The 16,996-nt window shown below is 31.8% G+C and carries 18 protein-coding genes, 1 tRNA gene and 1 other RNA gene; 4 read left to right on the top strand and 16 right to left on the bottom strand.

Features of this window, described 5'->3' with window-relative positions:
- Positions 1-404: 404 nt before the first annotated feature.
- The 5 genes from iadA to KQH81_RS00890 all read right to left on the bottom strand — a co-directional run bounded on the left by iadA (position 405) and on the right by KQH81_RS00890 (position 6,273).
- Entirely contained in the window at positions 405-1,550 is a 1,146-nt protein-coding gene (iadA, locus tag KQH81_RS00910) for a beta-aspartyl-peptidase (RefSeq protein ID WP_074844877.1), read from the bottom strand.
- Positions 1,551-1,565: 15 nt separating this feature from the next.
- Positions 1,566-2,324, bottom strand: coding sequence for a creatininase family protein (locus tag KQH81_RS00905; RefSeq protein ID WP_027638930.1), 759 nt, complete (start codon positions 2,322-2,324; stop codon positions 1,566-1,568).
- A gap of 3 nt (positions 2,325-2,327) precedes the next feature.
- Complete coding sequence (locus tag KQH81_RS00900; RefSeq protein ID WP_027638931.1) at positions 2,328-3,830, bottom strand: sodium/pantothenate symporter; 1,503 nt, start codon at positions 3,828-3,830, stop codon at positions 2,328-2,330.
- Positions 3,831-3,843: 13 nt separating this feature from the next.
- Positions 3,844-4,083 (bottom strand): hypothetical protein, encoded by a 240-nt coding sequence (locus tag KQH81_RS00895; RefSeq protein WP_027638932.1) that lies wholly within the window; start codon positions 4,081-4,083, stop codon positions 3,844-3,846.
- A 222-nt stretch (positions 4,084-4,305) separates the two neighbouring features.
- Positions 4,306-6,273, bottom strand: a complete 1,968-nt coding sequence (locus KQH81_RS00890; RefSeq protein ID WP_051196254.1) for a sigma-54 interaction domain-containing protein — start codon at positions 6,271-6,273, stop codon at positions 4,306-4,308.
- 302 nt (positions 6,274-6,575) lie between these two features.
- On the opposite strand from KQH81_RS00890, the gene KQH81_RS00885 reads away from it, so the two are divergent.
- The 3 genes from KQH81_RS00885 to KQH81_RS00875 are packed head-to-tail and all read left to right on the top strand — an operon-like array spanning position 6,576 to position 8,592.
- Positions 6,576-6,899, top strand: coding sequence for a PadR family transcriptional regulator (locus tag KQH81_RS00885; protein ID WP_027638933.1), 324 nt, complete (start codon positions 6,576-6,578; stop codon positions 6,897-6,899).
- Positions 6,892-7,518 (top strand): DUF1700 domain-containing protein, encoded by a 627-nt coding sequence (locus tag KQH81_RS00880; RefSeq protein WP_027638934.1) that lies wholly within the window; start codon positions 6,892-6,894, stop codon positions 7,516-7,518. Before KQH81_RS00885 ends, KQH81_RS00880 begins: the two co-directional genes overlap by 8 nt.
- 18 nt (positions 7,519-7,536) lie before the next feature.
- Positions 7,537-8,592 carry a DUF4097 family beta strand repeat-containing protein gene (locus tag KQH81_RS00875; RefSeq protein ID WP_027638935.1) on the top strand — a complete coding sequence of 352 codons (1,056 nt, stop codon included), beginning with the start codon at positions 7,537-7,539 and terminating at the stop codon, positions 8,590-8,592.
- A gap of 190 nt (positions 8,593-8,782) precedes the next feature.
- Here the strand turns inward: KQH81_RS00875 and KQH81_RS00870 are convergent, their stop codons facing one another.
- From KQH81_RS00870 to KQH81_RS00820, 11 genes are all read right to left on the bottom strand, one after another.
- A complete protein-coding gene (locus KQH81_RS00870) occupies positions 8,783-9,037 on the bottom strand; it encodes a pro-sigmaK processing inhibitor BofA family protein (protein ID WP_027638936.1) in 255 nt (84 codons plus the stop codon).
- Between the two features lie 21 nt (positions 9,038-9,058).
- Positions 9,059-9,319 carry a DUF2508 family protein gene (locus KQH81_RS00865; RefSeq protein ID WP_143081317.1) on the bottom strand — a complete coding sequence of 87 codons (261 nt, stop codon included), beginning with the start codon at positions 9,317-9,319 and terminating at the stop codon, positions 9,059-9,061.
- Between the two features lie 123 nt (positions 9,320-9,442).
- Entirely contained in the window at positions 9,443-10,039 is a 597-nt protein-coding gene (gene recR, locus KQH81_RS00860; RefSeq protein ID WP_027638938.1) for a recombination mediator RecR, read from the bottom strand.
- Positions 10,040-10,111: 72 nt separating this feature from the next.
- A complete protein-coding gene (locus KQH81_RS00855; protein ID WP_027638939.1) occupies positions 10,112-10,456 on the bottom strand; it encodes a YbaB/EbfC family nucleoid-associated protein in 345 nt (114 codons plus the stop codon).
- Positions 10,457-10,558: 102 nt separating this feature from the next.
- The gene (gene dnaX, locus KQH81_RS00850; protein ID WP_027638940.1) at positions 10,559-12,199 is read right to left on the bottom strand and encodes a DNA polymerase III subunit gamma/tau; all 1,641 of its coding nucleotides are present in this window, start codon (positions 12,197-12,199) and stop codon (positions 10,559-10,561) included.
- Between the two features lie 69 nt (positions 12,200-12,268).
- Entirely contained in the window at positions 12,269-13,051 is a 783-nt protein-coding gene (locus tag KQH81_RS00845) for a patatin-like phospholipase family protein (RefSeq protein ID WP_230028683.1), read from the bottom strand.
- Positions 13,052-13,215: 164 nt separating this feature from the next.
- Positions 13,216-13,480, bottom strand: an RNA gene (gene ffs, locus KQH81_RS00840) — signal recognition particle sRNA large type.
- An 11-nt stretch (positions 13,481-13,491) separates the two neighbouring features.
- Positions 13,492-13,581, bottom strand: a tRNA-Ser gene (locus KQH81_RS00835).
- Between the two features lie 161 nt (positions 13,582-13,742).
- Positions 13,743-14,516 (bottom strand): DUF2087 domain-containing protein, encoded by a 774-nt coding sequence (locus KQH81_RS00830; RefSeq protein ID WP_230028681.1) that lies wholly within the window; start codon positions 14,514-14,516, stop codon positions 13,743-13,745.
- Between the two features lie 178 nt (positions 14,517-14,694).
- Positions 14,695-15,198 (bottom strand): metallophosphoesterase family protein, encoded by a 504-nt coding sequence (locus tag KQH81_RS00825; RefSeq protein ID WP_027638943.1) that lies wholly within the window; start codon positions 15,196-15,198, stop codon positions 14,695-14,697.
- Positions 15,199-15,314: 116 nt separating this feature from the next.
- Positions 15,315-15,857 carry a flavodoxin family protein gene (locus tag KQH81_RS00820; RefSeq protein ID WP_027638944.1) on the bottom strand — a complete coding sequence of 181 codons (543 nt, stop codon included), beginning with the start codon at positions 15,855-15,857 and terminating at the stop codon, positions 15,315-15,317.
- A 112-nt stretch (positions 15,858-15,969) separates the two neighbouring features.
- On the opposite strand from KQH81_RS00820, the gene KQH81_RS00815 reads away from it, so the two are divergent.
- Positions 15,970-16,764: an NAD(P)-dependent oxidoreductase gene (locus KQH81_RS00815; RefSeq protein WP_326839248.1), complete on the top strand. Its 795-nt coding sequence runs from the start codon at positions 15,970-15,972 to the stop codon at positions 16,762-16,764.
- Positions 16,765-16,996: the final 232 nt, after the last annotated feature.

Here is a 16,996-nt window from a genome sequence, read left to right as displayed (position 1 = left end):
TAAATTTACTGTGATCTTTTGTTCTTGTTTTGCGGAACGAAATTTATTATATCATCCTCAATTAATAAATTTAAGCATATATATGACCTCACATAGATTGGTTTTATTTTTTCTCTAAATTACTCTATATATCGTCATAATTCATCTATTGATACACTAGGCTTAGTGTAAGATATTTAATTGTTTTTATTTCTATAATATATAACTATATAAGGATAATTTTACTTTTATATGTATAGTATGTATGATTTTTTTCTTCTTATACATATAAAATAGCAAATATTCATATTAATCTTCTAAAATATATACAAAGTAAATATCTACAACTTTAAACATTAAAATAAAAGGTGAATAGAACATTGTTTCTCTAAAACAACACTCTTTATTCACCCCTTTTATATTAATCATTCATATGTCCCTAATATAACAGCCTCACCATTCTCAACCATAATCTTCCCATTTGCTATTACAGTATTTATTATTAGAGTCTCTTCCTCTAATAATATAACATCTCCATCAGCATCACTACATATTGTCCCTTTTTTAGGATACAAATTCACAGCCTTTGCTATATTCGATGTTACAAATTTCAAAGCCAATTCCAAATCCATTTTTTCCTCTAAAACCATAGCTTTAAATTCTTCATAAATAGCATTTACACTTGAAACCCCTATTTTAACTAAATTCCCAAACTCATCATATCTAGACCAACTTCCATAGCCATCAGAGCTTACAGTCATATTTTCTACCGGGACTCCTACTTTCATGGCCTCTTTTATAGCTCTCCTTGGGCTTAATTCTTCATGCATTCCACATGTTAAATCTATAATTCCACCTCTCATAGCAAAATCTATAGCTTCATTAAATAACTTTCTATTTCTATTTATATGAGTTGGCCTTATTGTTTTTATAGGTACTTCGCTTATCTTTATCAATTCATTTATTTTATTAAAACCTAATTCTCCATCTCCTATATGAACGACAACTATTCCTGCTTTCCCCCCAATCATGCCGGCTGCCCTTGCATCCGAAGCAAGTCTAGCTAATTCTTGAGTACTTATAGAAGATGATCTATGATCAGATAAAGCAATCTTGACTCCAATAATTTCATCTATAAATATTATATCTCTCTTTACAGAACCAGTTATCGTTATTGAAGGATACTCATAAGAACCAGTATGTGCATAAGCACTGATTCCCTCTTCTTTTAATCCCTTGGTCTTAGCTATCAAATTCTCTACACTTCTAGTAGTGCCGTCTGTACCTAATATTCCTATAACAGTAGTTATTCCAGCTTTAGTTAATTTACTAAGCATTATCTCTGGTACTCTAGTCTTAAAACTTCCTTCTCCGCCACCACCTGTAATGTGTACATGTTGATCTATAAAACCCGGTATTAATATTTTCCCCGTGCCGTCTATGATTTTTAGATTCTTACTTTGAAAATCTATGCACTCATCTATGCAAGTTATTTTTCCGCCACTTAAAAGTATGTCTTTTTTCCCTATATATTTTGGGGAATATATCTTTATATTTTTTATAAGTATCACTTCTATATCCTCCGATTATCTTAATTCCATTTTTTTATATTCCTCTATAAATTCTTCTATAAATTCTGCAGCACATTTCAATGCCTCTCTTCCAAATTCAACACTGGATTCTTTTGGTGAAATTGGACCAAACCATCCTTGAGGAGCTATCTCTTCAGTGTTTCTTGGTATTTTTACTATTCCTCCATTAAAGCTTACAGCTTGTATATAACTAGCTTTTAATTTTTCTGTTGGATTTATAGGAGTTATATCCTCAGCCAATGATAAATCCACATATTTTTCATCTATAGCCATCATTGCTGAAGTTTCAAGAATATCGCCGTGCCCTCCTACAAACTTACTGTCTAACTTGGCAACTAAACTCCACCAATCTATAAGTGCACATACTCCCCCTTTCTGATAAACTTCTAAAGCAACTTTTTCAATAGCTGGAGAGTTACCACCATGACCATTAAGAATCAAAAATCGCTTTGCTCCATGTTTCATTAAAGATCTAGTTATACCTTCTAGTACAACTTTCAACCCCTCATATCCTATATCTATGCTTCCTGCAAAATTTAAATGATAAGGACATACTCCATAAGGAATCGCTGGCAAAATAACTACCTTTTCCATATGAGAAATTTGTTCTCCTAAATATCTAGGTATTATGTAATCAGTACCTAATGCACATTGATTTCCATGCTGCTCTATACTTCCAATAGGTATAACAATTATAGCGTTATCATTTAAGACCTTCTTAGCTTGTGATGTCGTTAATTCCTCTAAATACATATATTACACCTCCTGCTTGTTTACTTTTTTAAATATGCTAAAATGCTTTTTAATAATGGCTTCTGATGGAGTTTTTGTAAATAAACTTACTATCACCATAACCACTGCCGCCACTACTGCTGCTGGTAATAAAGGATGGAATCCAAAAGCAAATGGTTTAAGAGCTGGTATAGAGGTCAAACTGATAAGAACAATTATTCCTGTAACAACAGATGCAAACGCTGCTGACAGTGTAGCTTTTTTCCAATACATACCGAACATTACAGGTACTACAAATATACCCATTCCTGCAAATGCAAATAAATTAATTTCAAATATAGTTCCTGGTTTCAATATTCCAAAAGCTATAACCACTAATCCAATTATTAACGTTACAATTTTTGATAATTTCATTATACTTTCATCACTAGCTTTTTTGTTTATTATCTTTTGATATATATCTCTAGTAAAAGCACCTGATGTGATAACTAAAACACCATCTATTGTAGACATACCTGCTGCAACTATACCCGCTATAAATACTGATGCTAAGAAAGGATTCATTCCTTGCTGTAAAATAAGAGGTATTACTTGGTCTGTATTTTTAAGTCCTGGTATAAATGTTATGGCATTTACCGCTGACCATTCTATTAAAGTAGCAGATAACCACATTCCTGCAGTTCCTAACAATATAGCCTTAAACATTACTTTATGATTCTTCATAGCAAAAAACTTAGTAAATAAATGTGGCTGTCCAATTGTAAAGAAAGACCATAATATTATTTGTGATACATAAAATTGCCACGGCATATAATTGGTATTTCCCGGAAAGGACAAGAATGCCTCATTCATCTTCATTAAGCTCTGGTTAATATTTTCAAAGCCGCCACCCATTTTTACTGATAAAATAAATGTTACTATTGCAGTAGCTATCATTAAACCTCCCTGAATTACGTCAGTAAGCATAGCTCCCTTCATACCTCCAGTCATACAATAAAGTATAACTACTGTACCCATTCCTACAACTCCTACCCACTCTGGTAGTCCTGTAAATACATTAACTATAACTCCTGCTCCAATGATTTGAGCACCCATCATAGGAACTAGAAAAACTAGCATAAGAACTCCTAAAAATGAACTCATTTTATTAGATCCGTATCTATCTGACAAGTAATCTGCCATTGTTAAAAATTTATACTCATGTCCTAGCTTTACAAGTCTCTTACCTACTAATATGGCAGGTAAAATCATGCAGAATACTGCTCCAGGTACTGATACAGCCATTCCTGCATACCCTACATTGTATACGGTTCCAGGAACTCCTAAAAAAGTACCCATACTGAACTGAGTAGCGAAATACGCTATTCCACTAACTATAACTCCCGCTTTTCCACTAAGTACAAAATAATCACTTAAACTATTAGTTCCTCTACTTGCATACCATCCTATGAAAGCCATTATTCCTAAATAAAAAATTAATACTGTATAAAAAGGTATTGGTGCTGGTTGTACAACTAATGTCTCCATTATTTAAAGCCTCCTATTCATATTCATGATATTCTTTTCTCTTCATGCACATTTTGTAATAAATTATTATAAGAGTAAAAGTTATAATAGAATGTACTATCCACCCTATTATAAAAATAGGTATTCCACCTAGAAAAGATGGCATATACTCATGAGAATAGAAGATTGGTAATGGTAACATGATTAAGACAAACATAAATAAAAATATACATGTCCAAGTTTTTTCAAAGTGTTCATCAAACAATTTTTTCATATAACTAACCTCCTTTGTATGCAATTATTTAACGCAAATATCATGCCATAATAGTTGTACTATTTTTTATATTTAAATAAATATAATCTAACTATTTTTCAACTGTTTTAAAGGCTTTGTTACAAATAGTATGTGTAAAACAGCTTTCTTGAGAATTTTTATGAATCCACTAATGGGTTAACGGGAAATATTTTATCCCATCTTTCATTCTCATTTATCCCGTTACTTATGGGATCTTATTAGAATTTTTCCCCTTTCCAATAAAGTTGTTCCTTTAGCTCCTCTATTTATTTTTATGTAGTTTTCTTTTTCCATTTTTTTAAGTATATTTCTTATACTACCCTCTGTTAAGTCTATATTTTCTTCTTTAGCTAATATCCCAAGAGTTCTTCTTCCAATACCATTATGAAACCATATCTTTTCTAATACCCAAAATTCACGAAAGTCAATTTTATCAGATTCTCTTTCTATATTTCCTATCATATATCTAGGAATATCTTCTATTGTAATTTTGTCCTCATCCTTTATATTTATTAAGTACTCAACTACATTTACCAGTTCTCTTATATTTCCAGGCCAGTTATACTCCTTAAAAAATTCCAGCACCTCTCTCTCCATAAATTCTCCTAAAGTAAAGAAGCATTTGTTCTTTTTTAAATAATGCTTTATTAAAAGCTCTATATCATCCTTCCTTTCCCTAAGAGATATGCTGTAAATAGGCATTACATTTATTCTATAGAACAAGTCTTCTCTAAATCTTTTATTTTTCACTTCCTCTAATAAATCTTTGTTTGTAGCCGCAATAACTCTTATATCAATAGGTATAGGTTGTGTGCTACCTACAGGAGTTACTTCTCTCTCTTGAAGCACCCTTAGCAGTCTAGTTTGAAAATGATAAGGTGCATCTCCTATTTCATCTAAAAATATAGTGCCTTTATGAGCTCTTTTGAATAGCCCTATTTTCCCGCCTTTTTTAGCTCCCGTAAACGCTCCATCTTCATATCCAAAAAGTTCACTTTCTAGAAGATTTTCAGATAAAGCAGAAAAATTTATAGCTACGAAAGGTTCATCCTTCCTATCAGAATTATTATGAATAGACTGCGCTAAAATTTCTTTACCAGTTCCACTTTCACCTTGAATTAATATAGTAGAATTAGTCTTTGCCAATCTCTTAGATAATTCTATAGTTCTTTTCACCTTTCTATTGTTTCCCACCATGTCTTGAAAATTATATTTAGCACTATTATTGCTGTATTTCTTCTTTATTCTTCTTTCTTCATCCATCTTTTCTAGCATTGATATAGTTTCTAAAGTTATTACATATCCTATTAATATTGAATTGCTATATATTTCTTTTCTACTTACAAAAATCTCATTTCCATTAATTGTAGCTATATCTTCCTTAAGATCTTCATATAAATCATATAAATTTTTCCCTATAAAATCCTCTTCACTTTTCTTTAAGATATCTCTAGCAACTTTGTTTAACACTATTACTTCATAATTATTATTTGTATATATTATTCCTTCCTTAGAATTGTCCAAGGTATCTGTCAATATCTTTGTAAGTTTAGTACTTCTATTTACTATATCTATATATCTTTTTGATACATCAATTATATTTCTAAAAGAATACGTAGATAATAGTTCTCCATACTCCTGTGCATAGCCCAAATATATAAGGGCTTCAATAATACTTACAAATTCCATTTCTCTTGTCCCTATATCTATTACTCTCTCTATATCTTGTGGAACAAGCTTCATTTCTCCGGGGGTTATGGCTATATTTTTGCGTTCATAGTCTTTTATTCCCGGATAGTATGGAAAATAATTTAAATGATCTATTCCGTGGCTTATTAATTGGTTTATTGTTTCTTCACACGTAACTCTAGAATCATTTACTAATAGAACTTCAGTACCTTCTTCTAGATTGATTAATTCATCTATAGAATTATGCTTTATTATTCTTTTTACAACCATATATTTAGATTTTATATTTGTATCACTTAGTACAGCATCCTTTACTTCTTCACTAGAGAATATTACAAGATCACCATCTATATTTTTAGGTATTTCATTCTCTAAAGAGTAATTTTCTATATTTATTTTTTCTTTTAATATATTTCTAAGCTGAGTTTCTAAGGAATTTGCAGTTTTACTACCTAGACTTATTATGATTATATTTTTCATATTCTCTTCCCCCCCAATTATTAAGTTATAAATATATATTCTATTCTAATAGATTTTTCTTAATATTTGTATAAAATATAAATCAATATTACATAAACTATAAAGATTAAACTCTTTATACAATAATGCATATGTATATATTAAAGTATAACTAAAATTTATTATTCACTACCTTGTAATAAACAATACCGTTTGTTATACTATACTCAGGAATATTATTCCTATTAACTGAAACTAAACTATAAAATCACAATATATACTTTCTCTAATTACATTAATAACTTTAAACGAGGTGATACGAATTGAATTCTCAGTTAAAAAAAGGAGTCTTAGAACTTTGTGTTCTTTCTCTATTATCAAAAAAAGATTATTACGGATATGAATTAGTAAACGAGATTTCTAAAGACATCAAGATATCCGATGGAACTATTTATCCTATATTAAGAAGGCTTAATCAAGAAGGTTTTTTTGAGACTTATCTTCAGGAGTCTCAAGAGGGACCCCCTCGTAAGTATTATAAATTAACTAATATAGGATACCAAACAAAGGATCAGCTAATTAATGAATGGACTGCATTTGTAGATGGGGTTAACAATATTATAGAAGGGGATGAAAACAATGACTAAAAATGAATTTATGTGTATTCTTAGAGCTAACCTAAATGATTTTTCTACAGAAGAAGTTTCTGAAATACTATATGACTATGAGGAACATTTCAATATAGGAGCAGCTAATGGAAAAAGCGAAGCTGAAATAATTGAAGAACTAGGAGACCCAGCATCAATTGCCGGCCAGTATTCTAGCAGTAAAAGCTCATCAGAAAATGATTATGCTTCACCATATAGAACAACATCTCCTCAAAATGATAAATCTACTGAAAACAACAATAATAATTCATCAGATAAACTTTTAACTATAGTTCTTCTAGTACTTCTCATTATATTTGGAGGCGGTCCAATTCTAGGAGTATTTGGTGCTATGGTAGGTTTCCTTTTTGCTGGGCTTGGAATCATAATAGGTGGTATATCAATGCTTATAGCCGGCGCTACAGGAGTTCTTCCAGCTTTCTTTGGATTTATATCTTTAAGTCGACTCGCGGTAATGTCTGCTCCCGCTTTTATATTGATAGCAATAGGACTTATAGCTTTAGGCGGATTATTTTTAGGAGGAAATATCTGGCTTATAAAATTTGGCGTTCAGTGTATAATAAAATTATTTTGTTGGTTTAAAGAAAGGCTTGCTTAATTGCGAGGAGGTGTTGATATGAAAGATAAATCAAATAAAATTTTCAAGAAAATAATGCTTATTCTTTTAGCTGTAACACTTATATGTTTTGGCTCAGCTGCTATCATACTAAAATCATCAGGCTTCTCTCCTTCTTTAATGTTTGAAAACAGCAGTACGCGACATTACTCTTTATTTTCTCCATGGACTTGGAGAAACTTCGCTTTTAATATAGGAAATCAAATGGATTCCTTAGGTGATCAGATTGAATCTTTAGTTGAAGATAATGTTAAAAACAATACTACACTTAAGGATGCTGCAGAATTTACTGATGATAAATCCTGCACCATAACCGATTCCACTTCAGAAATAAATATATCTACAGTATCCTCTGAACTCGTAATTGCACCTACAGATGGTAACGAAATAAAAGCAATGTTTTATTTAAAAGGTATAGAAGGCGCTGCTACTCTTAACGTAGACGAGAGCGATTCTAAAGTAGATATTTCAGTAAAATATAAAAACAACTTAAACTTTGATATGCTTAGAAGTTCAAAGCTTATGGTTTATATTCCTATGAGTTATAATAAATCTCTGAAGATATCTACAGTTTCAGGTGATGGAAATATAGATCTATCATCACTAAACTTAAATGATGTTTCAATTAATACTACTTCTGGAGATTTTGAAATAAAGAAGCTTTCCGCTTTAACAGCGAATCTTTCGTCTGTATCTGGTGATATGTCCATAAACGAAAGTTTTACAGGAAATGAATTAAAAATGAAATCTACATCTGGAGATATAGATGTAGACAGCCCTTTTGGACGTACAGAAATGACTACAGTATCAGGAACTATAAATTTCTCTTCTTATAATAATATAAAGGGATCTTTAGATGCCAAGACTACTTCTGGAGAAGTAGAAATTTCAATGGGAGATACACCTTTTAATTTGGAAGGTAATACTGCCTCCGGAGATTTTGATATTGCAAAAAAATATAATGCTAATATTTCAAGGAAACACATATCTATATCAAATGGAAATGACTATTCTATTCGTGTAAGTACAGTTTCTGGAGATTTAGATATGAGATAAATTTACAAAACCCGTAACCATATTTGCTCTTCTCCATATAATATAAGTATAGATTAAAGCTTCTTCTAAAGAAGTATTTTAGTTACCCTTAATTAGTTTCTTTAATAATGAAACACTAATATTCTCCCACCTAAAAAAGAAAAAATAGGTTGCTAAAGCCCCCTTCAGCAACCTATTTTTCTTTTTTATATTACATAAACATAGTGAAAATTATAAGGAATAGCACTCCCGGTATACCTAATATACCAGCTATTAAAGCAGTTACAATATTTATTCCTATATATAATCCAAAAGCTCCTCCAACTAAGTTCACGAGCCATAATAATATTCCACCTAATATTCCATTAACTATAAGTTTTAAAAGTATCTTTATTGGCCATGCAAAAAGTTTTACCACTAAAAATAGCACCAAAAGACCAATCAAAAATCCTATAAAGGCTTCCATTAATAACACCTCCGTATTTTTCTATATTACATCATCATATTTTAGCTCCATCTTTTTTGCCTGCTTTAAGAGATATGCGTACTTAGCCATCAGCGCTTCCTCTGAATAAATTGCATTTTCTATGAGTTCTGGTTCAGATACACTATCAAATAAATTTCTTGTACATTCTATTTCCTTTAATGTAGCATTTATAGCTTCCATTAACTTTTCTTTGCATTCGTTCATTTTTATTTTTTCTGCTTTAGATCCAACTAATAAGTTTATATGATCCTTTAAAATCATCTTAATACCATCCTTTTTCTTATTATTACTTTCCTAATATATTTTATGTGGCAAGCCTCTATATAATAATCTTTTACACAATTTGGTATTAATATTCATTAAATTCTCATATTGTTCCAGTTTTTATATCTCTTTTCTTCCTTCTAAAGCTTTTGATAGAGTAACTTCATCTGCATACTCTAAGTCTCCTCCTACAGGTATTCCATGAGCTATTCTAGTAACCTTCACTCCTAAAGGCTTTAAAATCTTTGATATATACATAGCTGTAGCTTCTCCCTCTATAGTTGGGTTAGTTGCTACTATTACCTCTTTTACACTTCCATTCATCCTGGTTATAAGCTCTTTTATCTTTATATCAGAAGGACCTCTTCCTGCCATAGGAGATATATTTCCATGAAGTACATGATATACTCCATTATATTCTTTTACCTTCTCAACTGACATTATATCTTTAGGTTGCTCAACTACACATATAGTAGATTTATCCCTATTAGGATTTCCACATAAAGGACAAGGGTCCTTCTCTGTATAATTTCCACATACTGAACAGTACTTTATAGTACCTCTTGCCTGCATAAGTGCATGAGCAAATTCCTCTACCTCTTCTTTAGGAAGATTAAGTACATGAAGAGTAAGTCTTTGTGCAGTTTTATATCCTATACTAGGTAGCTTGGCAAACTCTTCTATTAACTTTTCTATCGCAACTGGATAAAAATCCATTTATAATCACATCCTTAGTCCATATAAGCAATTTAGGCATACATATAGTATGCCTAAGTCATTTAAGATATATTAAAACATTCCTGGCATTCCCATGCCGCCAGTTACCTTCTTCATGCTTGCTGAAGTCTCATCTTGAGCCATCTTAAGAGCTTGATTACAAGCTGAAAGCACTAAATCTTGTAACATTTCAACATCATCTGGATCTACAACCTCAGGCTTTATTTTTATATCTAGAATTTCATTCTTTCCATTTACTACAGCAGTAACTGCTCCACCGCCTACAGAAGCTTCAAAAGACTTGTTTTCAAGTTCCTTTTGCATATCTTCCATTTGCTTTTGCATCTTTTGAGCCTGTTTCAAAAGATTGTTCATATTTGCTCCACCCATTCCTCCTGGGAATCCGCCTCTTGCCATATAAAAAACCTCCTTTAATTATAGCTATTACTTATTATATATTATTTTTAAGTCCTTTACTATAATTCATATCTTAATAATATTTTCTTTTATATATTTAATTTATTCTATTATATCTATGCTGGTATTTTGGAAGACCTCTTTCAGTTTCTCCTCTTTTGTCTTTCCTTTAGATTCAGAAGTCATAACTCTATATGTAACCTTGACATTTTCTCTAAGAACCTCGCTGAATACTCCATCAACAAGTCTTCTATTGTCTTCTTTGTCTAACCTCTGCTTATTAAAAGCAAACTGTTCAGTGTACACTATCTCTATAACACCTTTTTCACATCTTGAAAGCTTTCCAGTCAAAAGAGATGCATAGATAACCATAAGTCTTCTATTCTTAAATGTATCTATTATATCCTTCCACGATTTTTCTACTTTATCTAATGTAATTGTTGAATCTTCATTAAATGCAGTTATAGGAAGAACTTCCTCATGAATCTCTACTGGTCTCTTTGCTACGGTCTTCTTAGACGGTGAAGATTTTCTAGTAGAAACTAATCCTTCATCTCCTTCTTCTTTAGAAACCGTTGTAACCGCTATAGTTCCATTTCTTATAGCATCTTCAATTCTGTTTATTCTAGAAAGCATCACTTCAGGAGAAGTATCAAACTCTACTCTGCACATCTTTATTATTGCAAGCTCTAAGTATATTCTAGCCTGTTTGCTCCATTTTGCTTGTTCTTCTGCATCTTGAAGGATTCTTATAAATCTCATTATCTCTTCAATAGTTATCTTGGAACCTTGAACTTTTATAAGCTCAATATTCTCAGAAGACATATCAACTACCTGCTGAGGATTATTGCTTACCTTTACCATAAGGAGATTTCTCATATGATTTGTTAAGTCCTTTATAAAGGTGTAAATATCCTTTCCCGATATCACTATATCCTCTATTATATTCATGGCTTTTTCTGTGTCTTTCTTTATAGCCGCATCAGTAAGAGATAAAAGATTTTCATTCGTTACAAGTCCAAGCATATTCAGTACATCATCATACTGAACTTTTCCCTCTCCCATAGACATTGCCTGATCAAGAATGCTAAGAGCATCTCTCATAGCTCCATCAGACATTCTAGCTATAAGGTTTAAGCTATTGTCATCAGCCAAAACGCCTTTATCAGTTACAATCTGCCTGAGTCTCCCTGAAACATCTTCTGTCTTTATTCTCTTAAAGTCAAATCTCTGGCATCTCGATAATATTGTTATCGGAAGCTTTTGAGGATCTGTAGTAGCTAATATAAATACTACATTTGATGGAGGCTCTTCTAAAGTCTTTAGAAAAGCATTTACCGCTCCTGTGGAAAGCATATGAACTTCGTCCATTATATAGACTTTGTTTCTCGCTTCTCTAGGCGGATACTGTACATCCTCTATCATGTCTCTTATATTTTCTACCTTATTATTAGATGCTGCGTCTACTTCTGTTACATCTATGTTCAGTCCTGAATTTATGCTCTTACACATTTCACATTCATTACAAGGTTCTCCATCTTGAAGATTAAGACAGTTCAGCGCCTTTGCCATTATCTTTGCCATAGTGGTTTTTCCTGTTCCTCTGGTACCACAGAAAAGATATGCATGGGCAGTTTTATTATTTTTTATTTGGTTTTTTAAAGTTGTTTTAATATGTTCTTGTCCAACTACATCTTCGAAGGTTTGAGGTCTCCACTCTCTATATAAAGCCGTATACGACAAGGCATCTCACCTCTTTATCTTAATATTTGTTCATTATCATTATAACCTAATTGAGCGAACATATAAACACTATATAATTTCCTTTGCCGCTTCATATCCCTCTTTAAAGAGTTTATTTAGAAACTTACTGTCGCAATTCAAGGTATCATTAGACTTATATTGTTCTTTTCTCTTTATAATGATAAGTTTATCTTCAGAATACTTATCTAATATGTACTGTGGAATTTTAAAATTATTTTGAAGCACTAAAAGATATAGCTTATCTACAGTCTCCTTCAAAAACGGCTCCATAAAATTATTATTCATCATTCCTCCATCTAGATTAAACTTATCATAGTATCCATTTTGAAGTTTTTGCCCAAACTGTGCTGCTAAAACTGGAGGATCATATAACTCTAGTGCTCTTTCAAAATCCACACTGTCCTCTCCCTCTGGACATGAAAAAGGAAGCTGAGAACTATACTTTATATACTTTAAACTTTCCTCTTTGTCTAGACCCACTAAGTTCTTATGTACATGATTTAAGGTTGATTCATTTACGCTTACATAATTAACATAGAAAGCCTTAACTTTAGGATTAATACCTCGAAGTTTCCTAAGCTCATCTATTATATAATCATTTGGTATTGTATCACTGATTCTATAACGTTTCATGGCCCCAGCCATATCAAATTCAGTGTAATATTTTTTTAATTCCTCTAAATTTCCTGTATAAACATAATATCCATTAATGGAACCTATAGAGGTTCCTGATATAATATCAAAATCCATTCCTTTTTCATGCATAGCATAAAGTGCTCCTGCCTGAAAAGCTCCTTTAGCTCCTCCTCCTTGAAGAAATAATCCATTCATAAACATACCCCTTTCATTGCCATTATTTCACTCAAATACTCTATCTTAAGATTATCATATTTTAGTCTTATTATTTTTAATTCATGAATCACAAAAGTTAACCATTTCTTAGTTATGCAAAAAAGAGATACCTCTCAGTATCTCCTAAATTTTTAAATTAGAAACCGTGCACCTCAAATCGACTTTAATTCATAAGCGTTACCCGTACAGTTAACTCAAGTCAGGTGATCTCACGTCACATGCAAGTGACCACTTATCGCTGCTTCCTTCCGGACCTGACGAATTTCATGGGCTTACATTGCGTGAGGCCCAACTCTCAACGCCACTTATACGGGCCAGACCTTACGTTTTAAAGCCTCATATGAGGCATTCGATCCTGCTATAGCGGATTGCAGGTACAGGGCACCGCTAACTCCCCATCTAGCACGGCAAAAATAAACTGGCGGAGAGAAGGGGATTTGAACCCCTGATAGAGTTGCCCCTATACACGCTTTCCAGGCGTGCTCCTTCGACCACTCGGACATCTCTCCATGTTCGTTTATACAAATAATATTTATTTTGTTACAAAGGTTATTATAATATATCTATGTTTTTAATGCAAGGTCTTTTTCCTGGTAAAAGTATGACATCTTGCAACATCCAAAGTCACAAGATGCCAAGCTTTTTACTCTATTAATATTATCTATTCTCTCTACTCTTTCACCCAATAAGAGCTGCAGTCATTTGGTCTATCTAAGAATCCGTACTCTACTAGCGCTCTTCTTAAAGTGATATAATCCTCTTCATATATTCTTTTTAATATCATATTAACCTGTTTCTCAGAATATTTCTCATTACGTTTGAAATTTTTAGCTATAGCTTCTAATATTATTATCTTCTTTTTTTCCTTTGATGGATAAGTTTTTAGTCCGCCATTCTCGTCCATATAGGTCGCTATAGTTTTTTCTTTTTCTTTATCCGTTATATTGAACCTATCGTCTAGTGTGGTTGCGCTCTTATGAGCATCACATATAATTGAATCATCCATCATATTGATATTCTTTTTTGTGCTGTTCGAAAGCAATTCCATAACCGCCAAAAATAATTTCGCCTGTTTTTCTCTCTCTCTAAGTTTGTATCTATGATTTCTTATTGTTGATTGAGCGAGTCCAAGCTTTGTTGCTATCTCCTTATCAGAAAACCCCTCTGCAAATAATAATATCATATTACTTTGAGCTTCAGATATTCCAGTAAAAGTAGAGTTCATATTCACTATATAATTTAGCATAGATCCATGATCTTTTTTTATATGAATCTGTACCGCCTTCGACGCATCATAGAATTTAGAGTCTATTTGATAAATCTGTCCTTGTTCAAACCTTTCTCCACAAACAAGACATCTAATTTCTCCATCACTGCATACATAGCCGTTTTTGATCTCATCTATAGATGCATTCCAAAATATTTCACAGTTCTTATTTTCCATCCATATCACCACCATATATAATCTATATTCTACATCATACTTTAAATAAATGTTTTTGTCTACTATTATGCAAACTTTTTTATATTTTGTTTATTATATTAGTGTTTAATTTCTTTTTTGTTTGCTAAAACCAAGCATTTTCACTTTAATATCTGTAGTTATATATGGTTTTTACAGTTTAATAAGCTTCCCTTTTATATTTCAGTTCTACATCTATTCCATTCTCTCTCAAATCCATAACTATGTAAGAATACCACCTTTCTTTTCTCCTTCTGCTAGGAGAACCTGGATTTAATATTAATGTATTTCCCTTGGTATCTACATAGGATTTATGACTATGTCCAAAAATCAAAACGTCTATGTCTTCACCTTCAAACTTTTGAATAGCATTATCTAAGGTTGACTTGCTCGTACCATGTCCATGAGTTATTCCTATTTTATATCCTTCTAGATCCAAAATCTCTCTATCATTAAGCTTTGCGAGCTCCCCCTCATTGTCATTATTGCCTCTAACTATAACTATATTTTTGAAGCTCCTTAGAATCTCTAATGCTTCTTCTGATTTTATATCTCCAGCATGGATTATAAAATCTACGTCATTCATAAGATTTTCTAAAAATAATCTTAATTTCTCTACATTTTTTAAATTTGTATGTGTATCAGCTATTACTCCAACTTTCATTTGTCTTCCTCCAAAGTTTAATCCTAATATATATGTTATGCCATAAATTAATTATAGCCCCCAACATTACAAAATTATGTATGCTGAAGGCTATAATTAAGATTTCTTTTTTATATTTAGAATAATACTGATTTTTTTCCCATTTCATAGGCCTGCTTAAGAACCTCTTTGTTATCACACGCAGGAATCTCTCCACTACATACTCCTAAAACACCTTTAAGCTCTATTCCTACATATTCGAAAATATCCTCAAAAGTTTTCTGTACAAGTTCTGGTCCTGAGTTTGGAAGTTCTCCACCATAAGTCATAAGAAGATATGCTTTCTTCCCCTTCATCTTTGCACTTCCTACGGCATATAGCCTGTCTATAAAAGACTTCATCTGACCACTCATGCTCCACCAATATATTGGAGTAGCAAAAATTACTACATCTGCTTCTTCAAAAATAGGATAAATATCCTGCATATCATCATTTACAACACACTTATGAGTATTCATGCAGCTATCGCATGCTAAGCAATTCGATATTTTGTACTTTTGAAGAAACACATTATTTATTTCATCATTAGAATTTTCTTTAATACCCATTAAAAATGCATCTAGAATAACATCTGTATTCTTATGTTTTCTAGGGCTTCCCATAAAAGCAGCTATTTTCATATAAAAATCCCCCTCAAATTAAAAATCACTTATATATTCAATTCTACTATAAATAATATTTGTTTAGTATTATAATTTTATATAACCTTATAGATTGAAAGGAGGATTATTGATGTTTAAAAAAATTGTTGCTATAGATAATGTAGGATTAAACAAATGGGGAGAAAATGAACTTCAAAATTATTCTAAAGAAGTAAAGTTATATTACGATACTCCTCAAGATAATTCAGAAATAATAAAACGTATAGAAGATGCAGACTGTGTCCTGGTATCTTATACTACAAATATAGATAAGGAAATTATAGAAAATTGTCCAAGTATTAAATATATAGGTATGTGCTGCAGTCTTTATGATGAGAAAAGCGCCAACGTCGATATATCTTGCGCTAAGGAAAAGGGAATAACTGTTCTTGGCATTAAGGATTATGGTGACGAAGGTGTAGTTGCATATACTGTCAGTGAACTTTTAAGACTTATGCACGGTTTTGGCCAATCTCAGTGGAAAGCAAGACCTAGTGAACTCACAAATGAAAAAGTAGGAATAATTGGTCTTGGAACTACAGGTTATATGGTTGCGAAAGCCCTTCAGGCCTTTGGTGCAGATATATATTACTACAGTAGAACTAGAAAACCTAATGCAGAGGCAGAAGATATGAAATACCTCCCTCTTCACGACCTTTTAAAAACGGTAAGTATACTATCTACAAATTTAAATAAAAATACCGTTCTTCTTTATGAAGATGAGTTTAAAGCTTTTGGACACGGAAAAATTTTAATAAATACAACTCTTGGTCCTACTTTCTCAGTAGGAGCTCTAAAAAATTGGTTAAATAATGGGGACAATTATTATTTATCCGATGGTGCTGGTATTATGAACTGCGGAGAATTAAGGAACTTAAGAATGTAATCGTCGTAGATAAAGTATCCGGTTCCTCTTATCAATGTACAGAAAGATTATCAAAAAAAGTTTTAGATAATATAAAGAATTATCTTAACAACTCTCTATAAATAATGAAATATTTAAACGCTATTAGATAACTTTAAATGAGTTTTAAGGGAAATATGCGAATGTACATTTGTATATTTTCCTCTATACTGTTAATAATCCTAATAGGTATCCTTTAGGATTTCTTCAATTT

The sequence above is a fragment of the Clostridium cadaveris genome (assembly GCF_020911725.1).
GTDB classification, from domain to species: Bacteria; Bacillota; Clostridia; order Clostridiales; family Clostridiaceae; genus Clostridium_X; species Clostridium_X cadaveris.
This window is presented reverse-complemented; position numbering and strand designations above follow the sequence as displayed.

Excerpts from the sequence above, each read along its gene's own strand:
- KQH81_RS00905 (WP_027638930.1), bottom strand. The coding sequence starts at position 2,324 with ATGTATTTAGAGGAATTAACGACATCACAAGCTAAGAAGGTCTTAAAT.
- KQH81_RS00900 (WP_027638931.1), bottom strand. The coding sequence starts at position 3,830 with ATGGAGACATTAGTTGTACAACCAGCACCAATACCTTTTTATACAGTA.
- KQH81_RS00895 (WP_027638932.1), bottom strand. The coding sequence starts at position 4,083 with ATGAAAAAATTGTTTGATGAACACTTTGAAAAAACTTGGACATGTATA.
- KQH81_RS00890 (WP_051196254.1), bottom strand. The coding sequence starts at position 6,273 with ATGAAAAATATAATCATAATAAGTCTAGGTAGTAAAACTGCAAATTCC.
- KQH81_RS00880 (WP_027638934.1), top strand. The coding sequence starts at position 6,892 with ATGACTAAAAATGAATTTATGTGTATTCTTAGAGCTAACCTAAATGAT.
- KQH81_RS00875 (WP_027638935.1), top strand. The coding sequence starts at position 7,537 with ATGAAAGATAAATCAAATAAAATTTTCAAGAAAATAATGCTTATTCTT.
- KQH81_RS00870 (WP_027638936.1), bottom strand. The coding sequence starts at position 9,037 with ATGGAAGCCTTTATAGGATTTTTGATTGGTCTTTTGGTGCTATTTTTA.
- KQH81_RS00865 (WP_143081317.1), bottom strand. The coding sequence starts at position 9,319 with ATGATTTTAAAGGATCATATAAACTTATTAGTTGGATCTAAAGCAGAA.
- recR (WP_027638938.1), bottom strand. The coding sequence starts at position 10,039 with ATGGATTTTTATCCAGTTGCGATAGAAAAGTTAATAGAAGAGTTTGCC.
- KQH81_RS00855 (WP_027638939.1), bottom strand. The coding sequence starts at position 10,456 with ATGGCAAGAGGCGGATTCCCAGGAGGAATGGGTGGAGCAAATATGAAC.
- KQH81_RS00845 (WP_230028683.1), bottom strand. The coding sequence starts at position 13,051 with ATGAATGGATTATTTCTTCAAGGAGGAGGAGCTAAAGGAGCTTTTCAG.
- KQH81_RS00830 (WP_230028681.1), bottom strand. The coding sequence starts at position 14,516 with ATGGAAAATAAGAACTGTGAAATATTTTGGAATGCATCTATAGATGAG.
- KQH81_RS00825 (WP_027638943.1), bottom strand. The coding sequence starts at position 15,198 with ATGAAAGTTGGAGTAATAGCTGATACACATACAAATTTAAAAAATGTA.
- KQH81_RS00820 (WP_027638944.1), bottom strand. The coding sequence starts at position 15,857 with ATGAAAATAGCTGCTTTTATGGGAAGCCCTAGAAAACATAAGAATACA.
- KQH81_RS00815 (WP_326839248.1), top strand. The coding sequence starts at position 15,970 with ATGTTTAAAAAAATTGTTGCTATAGATAATGTAGGATTAAACAAATGG.